The organism is Sinorhizobium sp. B11 (genome assembly GCA_039725955.1).
In the GTDB taxonomy this organism is placed as follows: Bacteria; Pseudomonadota; Alphaproteobacteria; order Rhizobiales; family Rhizobiaceae; genus Rhizobium.
Window position 1 is genome coordinate 3,847,741 of the sequence record CP091034.1, and the last position, 16,732, is coordinate 3,864,472.

Here is a 16,732-nt window from a genome sequence, read left to right on the forward strand (position 1 = left end):
CGTTGTGACATCAGATGCGGGCCGTGTCGCCGAAAGGGTGGCACGGCAATCCTATGGCAAGCTCATCGCCTTTCTTGCCGCTCGCTCCCGCGATGTTCCGGCAGCGGAGGATGCCTTGTCTGATGCGCTGGCGGCTGCGTTGCGGGTCTGGCCCGAGCGCGGTATTCCCGACAATCCCGAGGGCTGGCTGCTCACCGCAGCCCGCCGCAACCTCATTCAGGCTGCCCGTCACCGAACCGTGCACGATAATGCCAGTGAAACGATTGCGCTGGCCATCGAGGAAGCTGAGGAGCGCTTGAACGATGCACGAAACGCAGACTTTTCCGATGAGCGGCTGAAGCTGCTTTTTGCCTGTACACATCCAGCGATCGATCGGTCCGTTCACACGCCGCTGATGCTTCAGACGGTGCTCGGCATTGACGCGAAGACAATCGCACAAGCCTTCGTAATCTCGCCGGATGCCATGAGCCAGCGCCTGGTGCGGGCCAAGATCAAGATCCGCGACGCCGGCATTCCCTTCGCCATCCCTGAGCGGCAGATCCTGACGGATCGGCTGGCGGGCGTACTCTCGGCAATCTATGCCGCCTATGGGCTCGGCTGGGACGGGCTCGATGGCGAGGAAGACAATCGCACCGGCTTAACCGGCGAGGCGATCTGGCTTGGCCGCGCTCTCATGACGATGCTACCTGAGCAGCCGGAGGTTATCGGGCTCCTCTCATTGATGCTTTATTGCGAGGCGAGAAGGCGTGCACGGCGTGATGCCGATGGCACCTACATACCCCTTGAGGAACAGGATACCGGTCTCTGGAACGAAATCATGCTGGCGGAAGCCGATACGTTGCTGCGCAAGGCGGGCACCCTCGATCGCTTCGGTCCCTTCCAGTGCCAGGCGGCGATCCAGTCCGTCCACGCCACGCGTCGCCGGACGAGCACGACGGACTGGAAGGCGCTCATTACCCTCTACCGGGCGCTCATCGAGATGAAACCGACACTGGGCTCAAAGGTCAGTCATGCCGCCGTAATCGGCAGGGTCGATGGCGCGGCTCCTGCCATCGCCCTGTTGGACGGGCTGGAACGACGGGGCGTCGCCAGCTACCAGCCTTACTGGGCCGTGCGGGGACATCTGTTGGCAGACCTCGGTGAAAGCGACGCCGCGGCGGAAGCCTACAGGATGGCGATCGGCCTCACCGACAGTCCCGCCGTCCGCACCTTCCTCGCTGGCAAGCTTCAGGCCGTTATTTCTCGGTCAGCTTGAGCTCTATACGACGGTTGGTGGCACGCGCCTCCGGCGTATCGCCCGGTGCGATCGGCTGGAATTCGCCAAAACCTGCCGCAACGAGCCGGTCTGCGGGCACACCCTGCGCGATCAGGAACTTCACGACCGAAATCGCGCGGGCGGATGAAAGCTCCCAGTTGTCCCGGTAACGACCTGAGCCTGAGAGCGCGACATTGTCCGTATGGCCATCGACGCGCAGCACCCAGTTGATTTCAGGCGGAATTTCCTTGGCGAGGTCAAGCAGCGCGGCGGCAAGCTTTGCCATTTCCGTCTGGCCATCCGGATTGAGGTCGGCGCCGCCGGATGGAAACAGGACTTCAGATTGGAAGACGAAACGGTCTCCGACGACACGGATATTCTCGCGATCCGACAGGATTTCGCGCAGACGTCCGAAGAAGTCCGACCGGTAGCGGTTGAGTTCCTGCACGCGCGCAGCCAGCGCCACGTTCAGGCGGCGTCCGAGATCGGCGATCTTTGTCTGCGACGTCTGATCCTTCTCCTCGGAAGCCTGCAGTGCAGCCTCGACAGCTGCGATCTGGCTGCGCAATGCCGCAATCTGCTGGTTGAGGAGCTCGACCTGACTGAGGGCACGGTCGCTCACCTGCTTCTGCTCATCAAGCTGCTGCGTCAGCGTTCCAATCTGCTGCTTTGCCGCATCCTGCCCGCCAGCACCAGCGCTGAGTAACGCCTGTAACCGCGTTCGCTCGCCCTCGGCACTCGCAAGCGACGCCTGCAGATTGGCGACGGAATCCTGAAGGTCCTGATTGCTGCCCTTCTCCAGCGCCAGCAACTGCGTGAGCTCGTTGATCTGGCCGTTCAGACGCGTCAGCACTTCGTCCCGACCGCTGATTTCGCGACTGAGAATGAACTGGCCGACAACGAACACTGTGAGAATGAACATGATGGCAATGAGCAGCGTCGACAGCGCATCGACGAAGCCCGGCCAGTAGTCCACCGCGCGTTGGTGGCGACGGTTGCGGCCAAGAGGCATGGCTTACTTGCCCTCGCTCTTTTCGACCTGGCCGGATCGTTCCCGCGCTCTGTCGCTGCCGCGGTCATGCACGCCAATGCGCTCGGCCAGCCGGTCGAGCGTACGCCGCATCGCCTTCGCTTCGTCCTGCTGCACTTCGATCCAGTCGCGCAGCATCTGCTGCTCGTTGCGCATATTCTTGACGAGGCCCTGGATGCCTTCGGCAAGGCTTGCCATGGCGGCAACCGACCGTTGGCTCGTGGGGCCACCGTCTTCGGCAACCTTGCGCAGATATTCCGAGAGCGCCTTCATATCTTCCGACGAGCCGCCGGAGACGCCATCGAGCGCCGGCACCGGAATATCCGAGCCGACATCGGTAACAGAGGAGAGCCAGTTCTCCAGCTCCGTATAGAAACGGTTCTGTGCACGCCCGGCCTGCAGATCGAGGAAACCGAGGATCAGCGAACCCGAAAGACCGAGCAGCGAGGACGAGAAGGCCTGGCCCATGCCGGACAGTGGCGTCGCGAGCCCCTCCTTAAGCGTCGAGAGTACATCGCCCGTGCCGTTCGAACCGGCATCGAGAGACTGGATGACCGAGCTGATCGAGCCGATCGTGCCGATAAGACCCCAGAAGGTACCGAGCAGGCCGAGGAAGACGAGCAGACCGATCAGATAGCGCGAAACGTCACGCGATTCGTCGAGACGGTTGGCAATGGAATCCAGAATGGAGCGCAACGCCGTGGTCGACAATGCAACACCCGACTTGCGGTTGCCGATCAGCGCCCTCATCGGCGCGAGCAGCCGCGGATTGCGGTTCACCTTCTCTACGCTGCCTGCGGCGCGGAAGGAATTGAACCAGCGCACTTCCGGACGAAGCGACAGCACGTGATTGAAAACGAGAATGATTCCAACGGCAAGAACACCGAGGATGAGGCCGTTGAGGCCCGGATTATGCATGAAGGCGGTTTGAGTCTGGCGGAACAGGATCGCTGCTATGAAGCCGACGATGATAAGGAACAACACCATCGTCCAGAAGAACGACATGGGACTGGAGAGTTTGTAGGCGTAGCCACCGGCCGTCTTCTCAGTGGAGCCGAACTCGGCCGCATTCACATTTTCCATAGGTTCCTCGGCCTCCGGATTCATTGCAGCCGGAGACTAGATCAACATTGTGCCGAATTGAAGTATGCACCGCGGAAAAGCGGGACTTTACAACAGCCTGTTTCCGACACCCGTCAGCGGGTCGGAACCGGTCGCTTGACGACTTCCATCAGCGCCTTCTGGATATGCTCGTTGCCGGCGATGATCGAGCCCGTCTCCAGGATCGACGCGCCGCCATCCCAGTCGGTTGCAAAACCGCCGGCTTCGCGGATGAGCAGAATGCCGGCCGCCATGTCCCAGGGCGACAGTGCCGTTTCCCAAAAGCCGTCAAAACGGCCGGCGGCCACATAGGCAAGATCGAGCGAGACTGCACCCATGCGGCGAATGCCAGCGACTTCGCCCATGACGTGGCGGAGTTCGATCAGGAACTTGCCGTGATTGCCCCGGCCGAGATGCGGCACACCGCAACCGATGACGCTGTCGGAAAGCACCCGGCGCGAGGCGACACGCAGGCGGCGGTCATTGAGGAATGCGCCACCGCCACGCTCTGCCGTGTAGAGCTCGTCCGTCGCCGGATTGAAGACCACGCCTGCGACGATCTCGTTGTTGCGCTCGAGCGCGATGGAAACGGCAAAGGCCGGGATACCATGCAGGAAGTTGGTCGTGCCGTCGAGCGGATCGACGATCCAGCGGTGCGCACCGTCGGTACCCTTGATCTCTTCGCTCTCCTCGCCAAGGAAGCCATAGGTCGGACGAGCCTTGAGAAGCTCCTCCTTGACGATCTTCTCTGCCTTGCGGTCGGCATTCGAAACGAAGTCGCCCGGTCCCTTCACCGATACCTGCAGGTTCTGCACTTCCCCGAAATCACGCCCCAGCGACTTGCCTGCCTTGATGGCAGCCTGAACCATGACATTGAGAAGAGCTGAACGGGCCATGTGGGCATTTTCCTTGGATAATACGGGACGCGCTGTCAGGGGCGGGATATGTCCCTGAACGCCGAAAGCGACAGCGCTGCATAGATTGGCGGCCTCAAGACCACAAAATCAGGAAAATTTCAAGGGGAATGCCGCATGGCGGGGTTGCAACAGCAAAGGATAGTTCCCAAATTATTCTGGACAGATCAGTCTGGAAAGATTATTGAGGCGTCATGGCAAGGCATAAGGAATTCGATCGCGACACAGCGCTCAAGGCGGCCATCACCGTGTTCGCCGAACACGGCTACGAGGGCACCTCGACTGATGCGTTGCTGTCGGCCATGAAGATCAGCCGGCAAAGCATGTACGATACTTTCGGCGACAAGCGCAGCCTCTATCTGGCAGCGCTCGACCGCTACAATACCGACAGCGTCTCTCAACTCGTGGCCGACCTGGGCCGCGATACGACACCATTGGAAGCCTTGGAGGAGACGCTCATCGCCTTTGCCTCCCGCCCCGAGACCGAAGCTGGCCGTGGCTGCCTCGGCGTCAGCGCCGTATGCGAGTTCGGACGGACGGACAGTGAAATCTCCGATCTGACCGACCAGGCATCCCGCCGGCTTTCATCCGCCGTGAAGACGATCCTTGAGGAAGGAAAGAAACGGGGCGAGGTCGCAGATGAAGTCGATACCACCGATGCCGTGCAGTTCCTTGGCTCGACCCTCTCAGGCATGAAGGTCAGCGCCCGCAACGGTGCCTCCCCTGAAGCGCTCCGCGGCATAGCCCGTCTCGCCATTCGAAGCCTCCGCTAAAACCGGAAGTCCAAATTCGATTCCGCATACTCAATTCTAGACTAAACAATCCAGAAAGAAAGGAACTACAATGTCCCAACCACTTGCCGGCAAGATCGCCCTCGTAACCGGCGGCTCGCGCGGAATCGGTGCCGCAATCGTCCGCCGTCTCAGCAGCGACGGCGCGGCCGTTGCCTTCACCTATTCCGCCTCCGACGATAAGGCGAAGGCCATCGTTGCCGAAATCGAGGCGAAGGGCGCGAAAGCACTGGCCATCAAGGCTGACAGCGCCGATCCGAAAGCCGTCCAGAACGCGGTCGATCAGACCGTCTCGGCATTCGGCGGCATCGATATTCTCGTCAATAGCGCCGGAATTCTCATGCTGAATTCAGTAGAGAATTTTCCCCTCGAAGACTTCGACCGCATGTTCGCAGTTAATGTCCGCGCCGTCTTCGCGGGCACGCAGGCAGCCGTGCGCCACATGAAAGCGGGCGGACGCGTTATCACCATCGGCAGCATTGTCGCCGACCGCAGCGGTTTTCCGACCTCGTCGGTCTATGCCATGACCAAGGGGGCGGTCGCTGCCATGACACGTGGCCTTGCCCGCGATCTCGGCCCGCGCGGTATCACCGTGAACAATATCCAGCCAGGCCCGACGGCGACGGACATGAACTCGGACGAGACAGGCCATGAGCGACTGAAGCAATTGATGGCGCTCGGGCGCATCGGCGAGGATAAGGAAATCGCCAGCTTCGCCGCCTATCTCGCGAGCCCGGAAGCGTCCTTCATCACCGGCGCCAGCCTGACGATCGATGGCGGATATCTCGCCTGATTCCGAAAAAGCGGCGGCGCGATGCGCTGCCGCTCCAGCATTCAGTTCGGAATTCAAGACTTCTGCTGTGTGATCAGCACTTCGCGGGCGATCTGGTCGAGCGGCAGGATACGGTCCACGCCGCCCTTGGCGATCGCTTCCTTCGGCATGCCGAAGACGACCGAACTCGCCTCGTCCTGGGCAACGGTGTAGGCGCCGGCCTGATGCATTTCCAGCATGCCGCGCGCACCATCGTCCCCCATTCCCGTCATGATGATCCCCATCGCGTTCGACCCCGCAGAACGGGCAGCGGAACGGAACAGCACATCAACGGACGGACGGTGGCGGGAAACCAGCGGGCCGGGCTTGACGGATACGTAATATCGCGCGCCCTGCCGCTCCAGTAGCATATGCTTGTCGCCCGGCGCGATCAGCACGTGACCGCGCAACACCGGATCACCATCGGCCGCCTCCTTGACCTCGACTTCACAGAGACCGTTGAGACGTTTGGCGAATGCTGCGGTGAACTTCTCCGGCATGTGCTGGACGATGACCATGCCCGGCGCATTGGCCGGCAGCGCTTCCAGAAATTCGCGCAGGGCTTCCGTTCCGCCAGTGGAAGCACCGACGCAGACGACCATTTCAGTTGTCTTCGCCATTGCCCGACCGCTTGGCGGCGGCAGCATCGCATCGGCCGTCAGCTTCTTGGCCGGGCCTTCCGCCGAGGCTGAACGGACGCTTCCCGCAGTACGGCGCGTATTGGCAAGCCGCGCATGCGAAGCGCTCTTGACCACTTCGCGGATGCGCATGGCATCGTCCGCCAGGCTATCCGCCGCTCCGATCTTCGATTTCAGGATGATGTCGACGGCACCCGCCTCAAGCGCCTGCAGCAGAGTTTCCGAACCCGCTTCCGTCAGCGAGGAGCACATGACGACCGGAATCGGTCGTTGCGACATGAGCTTTCGCAGGAAGGTGATGCCATCCATGCGCGGCATCTCGACATCGAGGGTGATGACATCAGGGATCTCTTCCTGGATCTTGCGCGCCGCCATGAATGGATCGGAGGCGACGGCCATGACTTCGATCTCCGGGTCTTCTTCCAGAACCCGTGTCAGCGTCTGCCTGACGCTGGCGGAATCGTCGATGATGAGGACGCGGACTTTTTTGGCCATAGGACCCTCTCAGATGCGCTGGAACACCGTGTTCGAAACCTGCTTCAGGGGAAGGTCGAAGCCGGTGATCGATTCCGAGTGACCGATAAACATGTAACCGCCTTTCGCCAGGCAGCCGCAGAGACGGGTGAGCACACCGGCCTGCGTCTGCTTGTCGAAGTAGATCAGCACGTTGCGGCAAAAGATCAGGTGCATCATGTCACCGACGGGATATTTCTCATCCATCAGGTTCATGCGGGCGAAGCCGACACGGCTGCGCAGCTTCGGCGAGATACGAACTTCACGGCGGCCCTGCTGCTTGGCAACCATAACATATTTCTTCTGCAGGTCGCGCGGCACCGGGGCGACCAGATCTTCGGCATAAATACCCCGGCGCGCGGTCTGCAGGACATCGGTGGAGAGATCCGTCGCCAGCACATTGTAGGACACATCGCTGCGGCCCTCGGCGAATTCGGCCAGCACCATTGCCATCGTGTAGGGTTCGGCACCGGTCGAGCACGCAGAACTCCATGTGCGGATAGTCCGCAGGCCGCTGTCGGCAAGCGTCGGCAGGGCGACGGTCTGCATATATTCGAAATGCTTGGCTTCCCGGAAGAAGTCGGTCTTGTTGGTCGTTACGACATCGATCAGGTAGATGGTCTCCTGATCGAGACCACCCTCGTTGAACAGGAAATCGCAATAATCGTCGAAGCTCGCATGCCGCGTGGCGCGCAGGCGCCGGCGCAGCCGGCCCTCCAGCATCGTCAGCTTCGTCGGTGGCATCTTGATGCCGCTATAGTCGTAGATGAACCGCGCCAGCTTGTCGAAATTACGCTTGCTGATCCTGTCGCCCGGCAACTGGGCTTCTACCGCTGCCATACTCATAACACGCAACACTCCGGGTAGTCTTGAAGGTCTCAGGCGGCCGATTGCAGGACAGAGGCGTCCTCGCGCGACAGAAGCCGGGCAAGGTCAACGATGACAACGAAGCCGTTCTCACGACGCACCACGCCTGCAATGTAATCCGATCGCCAGCGTACGCCGATATCGGGCGCGGCTTCGATCTGGTCGCGGCGGAACGGCGTCACTTCGAAAACGCGGTCGGCAACGAGGCCGAGCGTCAGAAGGCGATTTTCCATGGGAACGTCGAGAACCAGCACACGCGTATGCGGCGTGGGCACCGTCTTCGACATGCCGAGCTTCAGGCGCAGGTCGATCGTCGGGACGCCCTGTCCGCGCACATCGCGCAGACCGAGCAGATAGTCGGGACCGTTCGGAATCTTGAACGCTTCGGCGTAGTCGAGGATTTCGCGCACCACCTCCACCGGAACGGCGAAGATCTCCTCGCCGAGGCTGAAGGTCACGAATTGAGCTTCCAGAGATGTTGTCGCCATGATCAACCGCTTTCCTTGGATTCGGGCGGCCCCATTATCGGGGACGCCTGTTAATATATTGGAAGGACCTGATACTCAGGCGCTTTCCTTGAACTCGGCATCGCCCTCGTCGGGACCACCCATCGACATGTCCAGAGCAAAGCCCTTGGCGCGTGCCTGCTGGGCAGAAACCGTGTTGGCGGGCGCGGCCTTCTTGGCGACCGGCTTGCGAGCCGCAGCCGGAGCCGGCGTGCGAACCGTGACCTTGGCAGCCGGAGCGTGCGACAGGCGGTTGCCGGCCATGTCGACCTTGAAGAAGGCGATCGAGGCCTGCAGTTCCTCAGCCTGGGTCGCCAGTTCTTCCGACGTTGCCGACATCTCTTCGGAGGCGCCGGCATTCTGCTGAGTCACCTTGTCGAGCTGCTGGATTGCTTCGTTGATCTGGGCTGCGCCAATATCCTGCTCGCGGCAGGCCGCACTGATCTCGGAGACCAGTTCGGCCGTCTTGCGGATATCCGGAACCAGGCGGCCGAGCATGTCGCCGGCCTCCTGCGCGGACTTGACCGTATCGCCCGACATCGCACTGATTTCAGCGGCGGCCGACTGGCTGCGTTCGGCAAGCTTGCGCACTTCCGAAGCGACGACCGCAAAACCCTTGCCATGTTCGCCGGCACGCGCGGCTTCGACGGCGGCGTTTAGAGCAAGCAGGTCGGTCTGACGGGCGATTTCCTGAACGATGCCAATCTTCTCGGCAATCGTGCGCATGGCTTGAACAGCGCGTGAGACCGCTTCACCCGACAGTTCAGCATCCTTGGCCGACTGGCGGGCGATCTTCTCCGTCTGGGCAGCGTTATCGGCATTCTGCTTGATGTTGGAGGCCATCTCCTCCATCGAAGCGGAAGCCTCTTCAGCCGAAGCCGCCTGTTCGGTCGCACCCTGCGACACCTGTTCGGAGCTCGCCGAAAGCTCCTGGCTGCCGGACGAGACGTTTTCGGCCGCAGCAATCGCGTCGGCAACAACACCGCGCAGACGTTCGACCATCTGCTCCAGAGCAATGCCCAGCGTATCCTTCTCCGACAGGGGCTTCGGAGAAACCGTAAGGTCGCCGTTCGAGATCTGGTTGGCGATCTGCGCCGTGTTACGCAGGTTGCCGGTCATCCTCGACATGGAATTGACCAGGTCGCGAATTTCGTCGTTGCTCTTGTGATCGATATTCTGTTCGAGGTCACCGATGCTGACGGCATCCGCAAGCTGAACGGCGCGCTTCAGGCCGCGCGAGATGTTGAGCAGGATCCAGATCGCAGCGGCCGAGGATACGACGATCAGGCCGATCGTCATCAAGATGAGCATGTTGCGTGACTGCGCATATTGTTCGTTGGTGGCCGCGTCGGTCTCGCCGACATTGCCCGTCACCGTATCGTTCAGCTTCGAGAGGATGGCGAGAAGCTGGTTCGTAACCTGCTGGCCTTCGCCCATCGAAATAGCGCCGGCTTGCGTGTTGGATTCATTGGTATTCTGCCTGGCGAGATCGGCAACACGGTCCTGCAGGGACGTCCATTTGCCGTAGAGATCGCCGAATTCGCTCATGCTGTTGCGGATATCCGGATCTGGCGATGCAGCAAGACGCGCCTGCAGTGTCTTGATCTGATCGCGGCTCTGGGAGATTTCGTCGACATAGCCGGTGATCTTCGTCGGATCCGTGTTGATGATCGCGTCCTTTTCGGAACGGATCGAGCGCATCACCGCATCGGAGAGATCACCGGAGTCACGCAGGTTGGCGACCGGACCGGCAACCATGACCGAGATGTCGTCATTGAGCGACGAGAGATTGTAGATCGAAAGACCGGCCATTGCACAGGTCAGGAGAACGATGAAACCGAACACCAGGCTCAGTTTGAGTTTGATCGTGAAGCGCATTCCAAGACCCCTTCAGGACTGCTGCGGATATCCCGCGAAATGACACATTGTGCCGCCGTAAAAACGCTTCATGCGTTGCCGGCTGGGCCGGTGTGTCCCGACGCGTCCATGCGCCGGCCATAACGGGGCCGCCGCTGCTGCGGCCCCGACCTCTGTCCGCAGGAAAGCGCCTATGCACTTTCCCGGAAATCATCGTCAGTCGTGTCCGGTCCGCCCATGGACATATCGAGAGCAAAGCCTTTGGCGCGGGCCTGCTGAGCAACAACGCCGTTGGCGGAAGCTGCCTTACGGGCTGCAGAAGGAGCCGGGCTGCGCGTAGTCACCTTGGCGGCCGGTACGCGGCCCTGGCGGCCACTCGCCGCCATTGCCTTGCCACCTGCCGTATCCACCTTGAAGAAGGCGATGGAGGTCTGCAGTTCCTCGGCCTGGGCGGCGAGCTCTTCCGACGTCGCAGACATCTGCTCGGAAGCGCCGGCATTCTGCTGGGTTACCTTGTCGAGCTGCTGGATCGCCTCGTTGATCTGCGACGCACCGACATCCTGCTCGCGGCATGCCGAACTGATCTCCGCCACGAGTTCCGCGGTCTTTCTGATATCAGGCACCAGGCGGCCGAGCATATCACCAGCCTCCTGGGCGGCCGTGACGGTATCGCTCGACATGGCGCTGATTTCCGCTGCTGCCGACTGGCTGCGTTCGGCAAGCTTTCGAACTTCGGAAGCGACGACCGCAAAGCCCTTGCCATGTTCACCGGCACGGGCGGCCTCGACTGCAGCATTGAGGGCGAGAAGATCGGTCTGGCGAGCGATTTCCTGAACGATGCTGATCTTCTGGGCGATCGTGCGCATGGCCTCGACGGCGCGGGAAACGGCGCTCCCGCTCATCTCGGCATCCTTGGCGGATTGACGCGCGATCTTTTCCGTCTGGGCGGCATTGTCAGCGTTCTGTTTGATGTTGGCGGCCATCTCCTCCATTGAGGAGGAGGCTTCCTCGGCCGCAGAGGCCTGCTCGGTGGCGCCCTGCGACACCTGCTCCGAACTCGCCGAAAGCTCCTGGCTGCCGGCCGAAACATTTTCGGCGGCCGCAATTGCATCAGCAACGACGTCGCGCAGGCGCTCCACCATCTGTTCCAGCGCGGTGCCGAGCGTATCCTTGGCCGAGAGCGCCTTCGGAGAGACTGTCAGGTCGCCCCCAGCAATCTGCGTGGCAATTTCGGCTGTGGCGCGAAGGTTGGCGACCATGCTTTGCATCGCGATGCCAAGCGTATCCTTGGCTGAAAGTGGTTTGACCTCGACCGAGAGATCGCCTTCTGCGATCTGGTTGGCAATATCGGCGGTGGCGCGCAGGTTGTTCACCATGCCGAGCATGGCAATGCCGAGTGTATCCTTGTCAGAGAGCGGTTTCGGCGTAACGCTGAGGTCACCATTCGAGATCTCGTTTGCGATGCCCGCGGTATTGCGCAGATTATCCGTCATGACGTTGATCGTGTTCACCAGATCCTTGATCTCGTCATTGCTCTTGATCTCGACCTTCTGGTTCAGATCACCAATGGCGACGGCGTTGGCGACATTCATGATCTTGCGCAGACCGCTGCTGATGCCGAGCGCGATCCACAGCGCGGCAGCGAAAGCGATGACGGAAGCGCCGATGGCAATGCCGATCAGCAGGTTTCTGGTGTTGCCGTAGAGGGTTTCCGTATCGTCGTCGGCCTGGGTCATCGCCTTCTGCTGATGCGTGACAAGCGCGGTGAAGACGTCTTCCAGCTCCGTGACGATGGCGCGAACCTCACCACCGGAATAAGCCGTGGCCCCTGCCCTGTCGCCGCTTTCGTGGATCACGGCGACTTTGTTGGATCCATCAACGAAACGTTTGCTCAGCTCGATCAGCCTGTCCCATGTCGGCTTGCTATCAGCCGTTGCGATCTGCTGACCGCCTGTCGCGAAGGCGAGCATTTCATCCATGCTTCTTGCCGAGTTTTCGTAGTGTTTCTTGGCCGTTTCAGGATCCATTTCCAGAAGGGCGTTCTTCTGCCACCTGATGGCATCGAGCTCGGCAGCTTTGGCTTCCAGAGCCAGCTCTAGGCTTTTTGAAGGGCCTGCGATCAGGTTGCCAACGGCATCGTTCAGCGAACTGAGGCTGATAATTCCAAAGACTGCACTACCCATTAGCAGCAGTATGACGAAGCCGAATGCGGCCGCGAGCTTGAGCTTGATCGTGATGCGCATCGCAATACCCCTATTTGAAAGCGACGGAATAAGTGTGGACCGGTGGTTTCCTTGGCGCGGCATCACGCAGCAAAAACATTCCGGCAGGCGAAAACGGTTATCGAAGAAATTGCGATCTTGCCTCCAGCGTTCCTGGGCACCGAAAGCCTGTGTCAGGGGCCGAATGCCGAGCCCCTGACAGCATCAACGTGGCAAGCGCTCAGGCACTTTCCCTGAACTCTGCATCCCCCTCGTCGGGACCACCCATCGACATGTCCAGAGCAAAGCCCTTGGCGCGTGCCTGCTGGGCAGAAACCGTGTTGGCGGGTGCGGCCTTCTTGGCGACCGGCTTGCGGGCTGCAGCCGGAACCGGCGTGCGAACCGTGACCTTGGCAGCAGGAGCGTGCGACAGGCGGTTGCCGGCCATGTCGACCTTGAAGAAGGCGATCGAGGCCTGCAGTTCCTCAGCCTGGGTCGCCAGTTCTTCCGACGTTGCCGACATCTCTTCGGAGGCGCCGGCATTCTGCTGGGTCACCTTGTCGAGCTGCTGGATCGCCTCGTTGATCTGGGCTGCGCCGATATCCTGCTCGCGGCAGGCCGCGCTGATTTCCGAAACCAGCTCCGCGGTCTTGCGGATATCCGGAACCAGACGGCCGAGCATGTCGCCGGCTTCCTGAGCGGCCTTCACCGTGTCGCTGGACATGGAGGAAATCTCAGCGGCGGCCGACTGGCTGCGCTCCGCGAGCTTGCGCACTTCCGAGGCGACGACCGCAAAACCCTTGCCATGTTCGCCGGCGCGAGCAGCCTCGACGGCGGCGTTTAGAGCAAGCAGGTCGGTTTGACGGGCAATTTCCTGGACGATACCGATTTTCTCGGCAATCGTGCGCATGGCCGCAACAGCGCGGTTGACGGCATCGCCAGAAGTCTCGGCATCCTTGGCGGACTGGCGAGCAATCTTCTCCGTCTGGGCCGCGTTATCTGCGTTCTGTTTGATATTGGCTGCCATCTCTTCCATCGAGGCGGAAGCTTCTTCAGCGGAAGCTGCCTGTTCGGTCGCACCCTGCGAGACCTGTTCCGAACTGGATGAGAGTTCCTGGCTGCCCGACGAGACGTTTTCGGCCGCGGCGATAGCGTCGGCGACGACACCGCGCAGACGTTCGACCATCTGTTCGAGCGCAACGCCCAGAACATCCTTGTCGGAAAGCGGCTTCGGGGAAACCGTCAGGTCGCCATTCGAAATCTGACCGGCGATGTGCGCGGTTGCACGCAGATTGGCGATCATATCTTCCATCGCGAGACCGAGCGCGTCCTTATCCGAAAGCCGCTTCGCATCGATCGAAAGATCGCCCGCAGCGATGGCATTCGCCACGTCGGCCGTGGAGCGCAGATTGGCTGTCATCACATTCATCGTCGTGACGAGATCCTTGATCTCATCATTGGTGCGCACGTTGATCGTCTGGTTGAGGTCGCCGATGGCAACCGCATTGGCCGCGCTGCGCACTTTGGAAAGACCGGTGATGATGTTGATCGCGATCCAGAGAGCCGCAACGATCGAGAGCACCACGCCGACGCCGGCAATGATCATCAGCGTCGTAAAGGTGCTGCGGAATGCCGCGTCGGCGCTTTCGTCACCTTCGCTGATCGAGGCGCGCGTCAGGCCAGCCAGGGATTCCGTCAGCGCGTCAAGCTTTTCCGAAGCGACATCGCCGTCCGTCTGGTTTACCTCGATTGCGCGGTCGCGCTGGCCATTGAGCGCCAGCTCACGGATGTTATCGTTGAGCTTCGTGTAGTCCAACCAGAAGGCGCTAATCGCTTCCCACTTTTCCTTGAAGCCGTCGCCAGCGCTTTCCTGACCTTCCTTCAGAGCCTGTTCGAATGCCTTGCGCTGCGCTTCCATCTCCGAAACTGCCTGCTGCGTTCTCTGAGGCGTCGTCGCAAGCAGAAGGTCGCTTTCCGCGAGATTGAGCGAGTCGAAGGCTCTCGCAAGGTTGGATGCATAGCCGTCCTGGCGAACCGGACCGGTCAGCAGGTCATCTTGCATGGAAGCGACGAGGCTGACGCCACGCATGCCGAAGCCTGCGCAGCAGAGGGTGACGGCAATGAGAAGCCCGAAGGCGATGGCTAACTTTGCCTTGATCGTGAAGCGCATTTGAATACTTCCTTGAAGTAGATCGACAGAGCTGGGGGCATTGCGCGACGTCCGGGCATGGATCGTCATTCTGCCGCTTATGACGGCATGCATGCAGAATATTCGGTTGCAGGAGATCATTGCCGCTCATTCCGCGTGCCCGTCGTCACGGACCCTGCCGGAAATTACGATCGGCTTGCAAAACCGCAGCGCGTCTGACTGCGGAAGGTCCCATCTTGTGGAAGGGAAATCCGATGCTCCGCCTGCCTGTATAACCTGGCAGGCGGACATCTGCCGATCGATACCGACGCATACACACGTCGGGTCTTTCAAGAAGCCGCGGGCAAGAAGTCCGCGGCGATGCTCGTATCGGCGAAGCGCTTAAGCGCTTTCGCGGAAATCGTCGTCACCGGCGTCCGGACCACCCATCGACATATCCAGGGCAAAGCCCTTGGCACGCGCCTGCTGGGACGCAACGGTATTGCCGTGATTATGGGTATGCGTCGCCGGAGCCGGCTTGCGTGGGGTGGCGGCGGCCGGAGCCTTCACCACCTTTGCAGAAGTCTTTGTGGCGGTCTTCCGTACGCCAGCGCGGGTCGCGCCTGCCGTATCAACCTTGAAGAAGGCGATCGAAGCCTGCAGTTCCTCGGCCTGAGCAGCAAGCTCTTCGGAGGTTGCCGACATTTCTTCGGAGGCGCCGGCATTCTGCTGGGTCACCTTGTCGAGCTGCTGGATCGCCTCGTTGATCTGTGAGGCACCGATATCCTGTTCGCGGCAGGCAGCGCTGATTTCGGAGACCAACTCCGCGGTCTTGCGGATGTCCGGAACCAGGCGGCCGAGCATTTCGCCGGCGTCGCGGGCAGCCTTGACCGTGTCGCTTGACATGGAGGAAATCTCCGCGGCGGCCGACTGGCTGCGTTCGGCAAGCTTGCGCACTTCCGAAGCGACGACCGCAAAGCCCTTGCCGTGTTCGCCGGCACGTGCGGCTTCGACGGCGGCATTCAGGGCGAGCAGATCGGTCTGGCGGGCGATTTCCTGAACGATGCCGATCTTCTCGGCAATCGTGCGCATCGCATCGACGGCGCGGTTGACGGCGTCGCCGGAAGCTTCCGCGTCCTTGGCGGATTGGCGGGCGATCTTCTCGGTCTGCGCGGCATTATCGGCATTCTGCTTGATGTTCGCAGCCATCTGCTCCATCGAAGCGGAGGCCTCTTCAGCGGAAGCCGCCTGTTCGGTCGCACCCTGCGAGACCTGCTCGGAGCTGGCCGACAGTTCCTGGCTGCCCGAAGAGACATTGTCGGCTGCAGACAGTGCATCGGCGACGACACCGCGAAGGCGTTCGATCATGACGTTGACGTTGCCGAGCAGTTCGCCGATCTCGTCATGCGTGGTGATTTCGGCCATCTTGGTCAGGTCGCCTTCGGCAACTTCACGGACAACAGTGTTGGCGCGGTTGAGACCCTTGCTGATGGTATTTGCGATCCAGAACGCCGTGAGGACAGCGATCAGCAACGCTGCGGCAGCAACCGCGATCATCATCGTGCGTGTCGTGCCGTACTGCTGCTCGGCGCTGTCGTCTGCATCCTGCATGCGCTGTTTTTCGAGCGCCAGAATTTCGTCGAGCGTGGCGTCTATATCATTGGCGGCCTGGCGAGCCGTCGTAACCGAGATATTGTTGGCGCCGTCCATATTACCGGCCTTGATGAAATCTCGGATCTGGTCGTCGGCCTGATTGAACGTCGCGGAGAGTTGGGCAACGCGCTCCCAACGCGCCTTGCCTTCCTCGGTGGCGAGTTTCGTCACGGCAGCGAATGCATCGGCGAAGTCCTTGCGGGCCTTGGTGCCCTTTTCGATGGCGCCGGAAGCGTCATCGGCGTTGCGTGCAGTCAGAAGGTTCTTCTGCTGGCGGATGGCTTCAAGCTGGGCGATATTGATCTGTTGCGCCAGGTCGAGGCGCGCAGCAGGACCGGCAAGAAGGTTGCCGATCGTATCGTTCAGCGAGCCGAGGCTGAAGATGCCGTAGGCGGCCGTGCCTATCAGCATGAAAATGATAAAGGTGAACGCTGTCACCAGCTTTGTCTTGATCGTCAATCGCATCG

13 protein-coding genes are annotated in these 16,732 nt (G+C 60.9%); 3 read left to right on the forward strand and 10 right to left on the reverse strand.

Going from position 1 to position 16,732, the window contains the following annotated elements:
- The first annotated feature begins 4 nt into the window (after window positions 1-4).
- Window positions 5-1,255 carry an RNA polymerase subunit sigma-70 gene (locus LVY75_29125; protein ID XAZ22831.1) on the forward strand — a complete coding sequence of 417 codons (1,251 nt, stop codon included), beginning with the start codon at window positions 5-7 and terminating at the stop codon, window positions 1,253-1,255.
- Here LVY75_29125 and LVY75_29130 read toward each other — a convergent pair.
- The 3 genes from LVY75_29130 to LVY75_29140 all read right to left on the reverse strand — a co-directional run bounded on the left by LVY75_29130 (window position 1,236) and on the right by LVY75_29140 (window position 4,282).
- Window positions 1,236-2,267: a peptidoglycan -binding protein gene (locus tag LVY75_29130; protein ID XAZ22832.1), complete on the reverse strand. Its 1,032-nt coding sequence runs from the start codon at window positions 2,265-2,267 to the stop codon at window positions 1,236-1,238. The two genes, LVY75_29125 and LVY75_29130, sit on opposite strands and share 20 nt — an antisense overlap.
- 3 nt (window positions 2,268-2,270) lie before the next feature.
- On the reverse strand, window positions 2,271-3,368 hold the full coding sequence (locus LVY75_29135; protein XAZ22833.1) for a MotA/TolQ/ExbB proton channel family protein: 1,098 nt from the start codon (window positions 3,366-3,368) through the stop codon (window positions 2,271-2,273).
- Window positions 3,369-3,481: 113 nt separating this feature from the next.
- Window positions 3,482-4,282, reverse strand: coding sequence for an inositol monophosphatase (locus LVY75_29140; protein XAZ22834.1), 801 nt, complete (start codon window positions 4,280-4,282; stop codon window positions 3,482-3,484).
- Window positions 4,283-4,494: 212 nt separating this feature from the next.
- Between LVY75_29140 and LVY75_29145 the strand changes: the two genes are divergently transcribed.
- Together LVY75_29145 and LVY75_29150 are read left to right on the forward strand one after the other, a co-directional pair.
- The gene (locus LVY75_29145) at window positions 4,495-5,073 is read left to right on the forward strand and encodes a TetR/AcrR family transcriptional regulator (protein ID XAZ22835.1); all 579 of its coding nucleotides are present in this window, start codon (window positions 4,495-4,497) and stop codon (window positions 5,071-5,073) included.
- Between the two features lie 70 nt (window positions 5,074-5,143).
- On the forward strand, window positions 5,144-5,884 hold the full coding sequence (locus LVY75_29150) for a 3-oxoacyl-ACP reductase FabG (GenBank protein ID XAZ22836.1): 741 nt from the start codon (window positions 5,144-5,146) through the stop codon (window positions 5,882-5,884).
- A gap of 53 nt (window positions 5,885-5,937) precedes the next feature.
- On the opposite strand, the gene LVY75_29155 is transcribed toward LVY75_29150, so the two are convergent.
- From LVY75_29155 to LVY75_29185, 7 genes are all read right to left on the reverse strand, one after another.
- Window positions 5,938-7,035 carry a chemotaxis response regulator protein-glutamate methylesterase gene (locus LVY75_29155; GenBank protein XAZ22837.1) on the reverse strand — a complete coding sequence of 366 codons (1,098 nt, stop codon included), beginning with the start codon at window positions 7,033-7,035 and terminating at the stop codon, window positions 5,938-5,940.
- A gap of 9 nt (window positions 7,036-7,044) precedes the next feature.
- Window positions 7,045-7,899 (reverse strand): chemotaxis protein CheR, encoded by an 855-nt coding sequence (locus LVY75_29160; GenBank protein XAZ22838.1) that lies wholly within the window; start codon window positions 7,897-7,899, stop codon window positions 7,045-7,047.
- 32 nt (window positions 7,900-7,931) lie between these two features.
- Entirely contained in the window at window positions 7,932-8,408 is a 477-nt protein-coding gene (locus LVY75_29165) for a chemotaxis protein CheW (protein ID XAZ22839.1), read from the reverse strand.
- 75 nt (window positions 8,409-8,483) lie between these two features.
- Window positions 8,484-10,304: a methyl-accepting chemotaxis protein gene (locus tag LVY75_29170; protein XAZ22840.1), complete on the reverse strand. Its 1,821-nt coding sequence runs from the start codon at window positions 10,302-10,304 to the stop codon at window positions 8,484-8,486.
- A gap of 170 nt (window positions 10,305-10,474) precedes the next feature.
- Entirely contained in the window at window positions 10,475-12,526 is a 2,052-nt protein-coding gene (locus LVY75_29175; GenBank protein XAZ22841.1) for a methyl-accepting chemotaxis protein, read from the reverse strand.
- A gap of 199 nt (window positions 12,527-12,725) precedes the next feature.
- Window positions 12,726-14,654, reverse strand: coding sequence for a methyl-accepting chemotaxis protein (locus LVY75_29180; GenBank protein ID XAZ22842.1), 1,929 nt, complete (start codon window positions 14,652-14,654; stop codon window positions 12,726-12,728).
- A gap of 360 nt (window positions 14,655-15,014) precedes the next feature.
- Entirely contained in the window at window positions 15,015-16,730 is a 1,716-nt protein-coding gene (locus LVY75_29185; GenBank protein ID XAZ22843.1) for a methyl-accepting chemotaxis protein, read from the reverse strand.
- Between the last annotated feature and the right edge of the window lie 2 nt (window positions 16,731-16,732).

Excerpts from the sequence above, each read along its gene's own strand:
- LVY75_29175 (XAZ22841.1), bottom strand. The coding sequence starts at position 12,526 with ATGCGCATCACGATCAAGCTCAAGCTCGCGGCCGCATTCGGCTTCGTC.
- LVY75_29155 (XAZ22837.1), bottom strand. The coding sequence starts at position 7,035 with ATGGCCAAAAAAGTCCGCGTCCTCATCATCGACGATTCCGCCAGCGTC.
- LVY75_29135 (XAZ22833.1), bottom strand. The coding sequence starts at position 3,368 with ATGGAAAATGTGAATGCGGCCGAGTTCGGCTCCACTGAGAAGACGGCC.
- LVY75_29145 (XAZ22835.1), top strand. The coding sequence starts at position 4,495 with ATGGCAAGGCATAAGGAATTCGATCGCGACACAGCGCTCAAGGCGGCC.
- LVY75_29165 (XAZ22839.1), bottom strand. The coding sequence starts at position 8,408 with ATGGCGACAACATCTCTGGAAGCTCAATTCGTGACCTTCAGCCTCGGC.
- LVY75_29170 (XAZ22840.1), bottom strand. The coding sequence starts at position 10,304 with ATGCGCTTCACGATCAAACTCAAACTGAGCCTGGTGTTCGGTTTCATC.
- LVY75_29180 (XAZ22842.1), bottom strand. The coding sequence starts at position 14,654 with ATGCGCTTCACGATCAAGGCAAAGTTAGCCATCGCCTTCGGGCTTCTC.
- LVY75_29185 (XAZ22843.1), bottom strand. The coding sequence starts at position 16,730 with ATGCGATTGACGATCAAGACAAAGCTGGTGACAGCGTTCACCTTTATC.
- LVY75_29140 (XAZ22834.1), bottom strand. The coding sequence starts at position 4,282 with ATGGCCCGTTCAGCTCTTCTCAATGTCATGGTTCAGGCTGCCATCAAG.
- LVY75_29130 (XAZ22832.1), bottom strand. The coding sequence starts at position 2,267 with ATGCCTCTTGGCCGCAACCGTCGCCACCAACGCGCGGTGGACTACTGG.
- LVY75_29150 (XAZ22836.1), top strand. The coding sequence starts at position 5,144 with ATGTCCCAACCACTTGCCGGCAAGATCGCCCTCGTAACCGGCGGCTCG.
- LVY75_29160 (XAZ22838.1), bottom strand. The coding sequence starts at position 7,899 with ATGAGTATGGCAGCGGTAGAAGCCCAGTTGCCGGGCGACAGGATCAGC.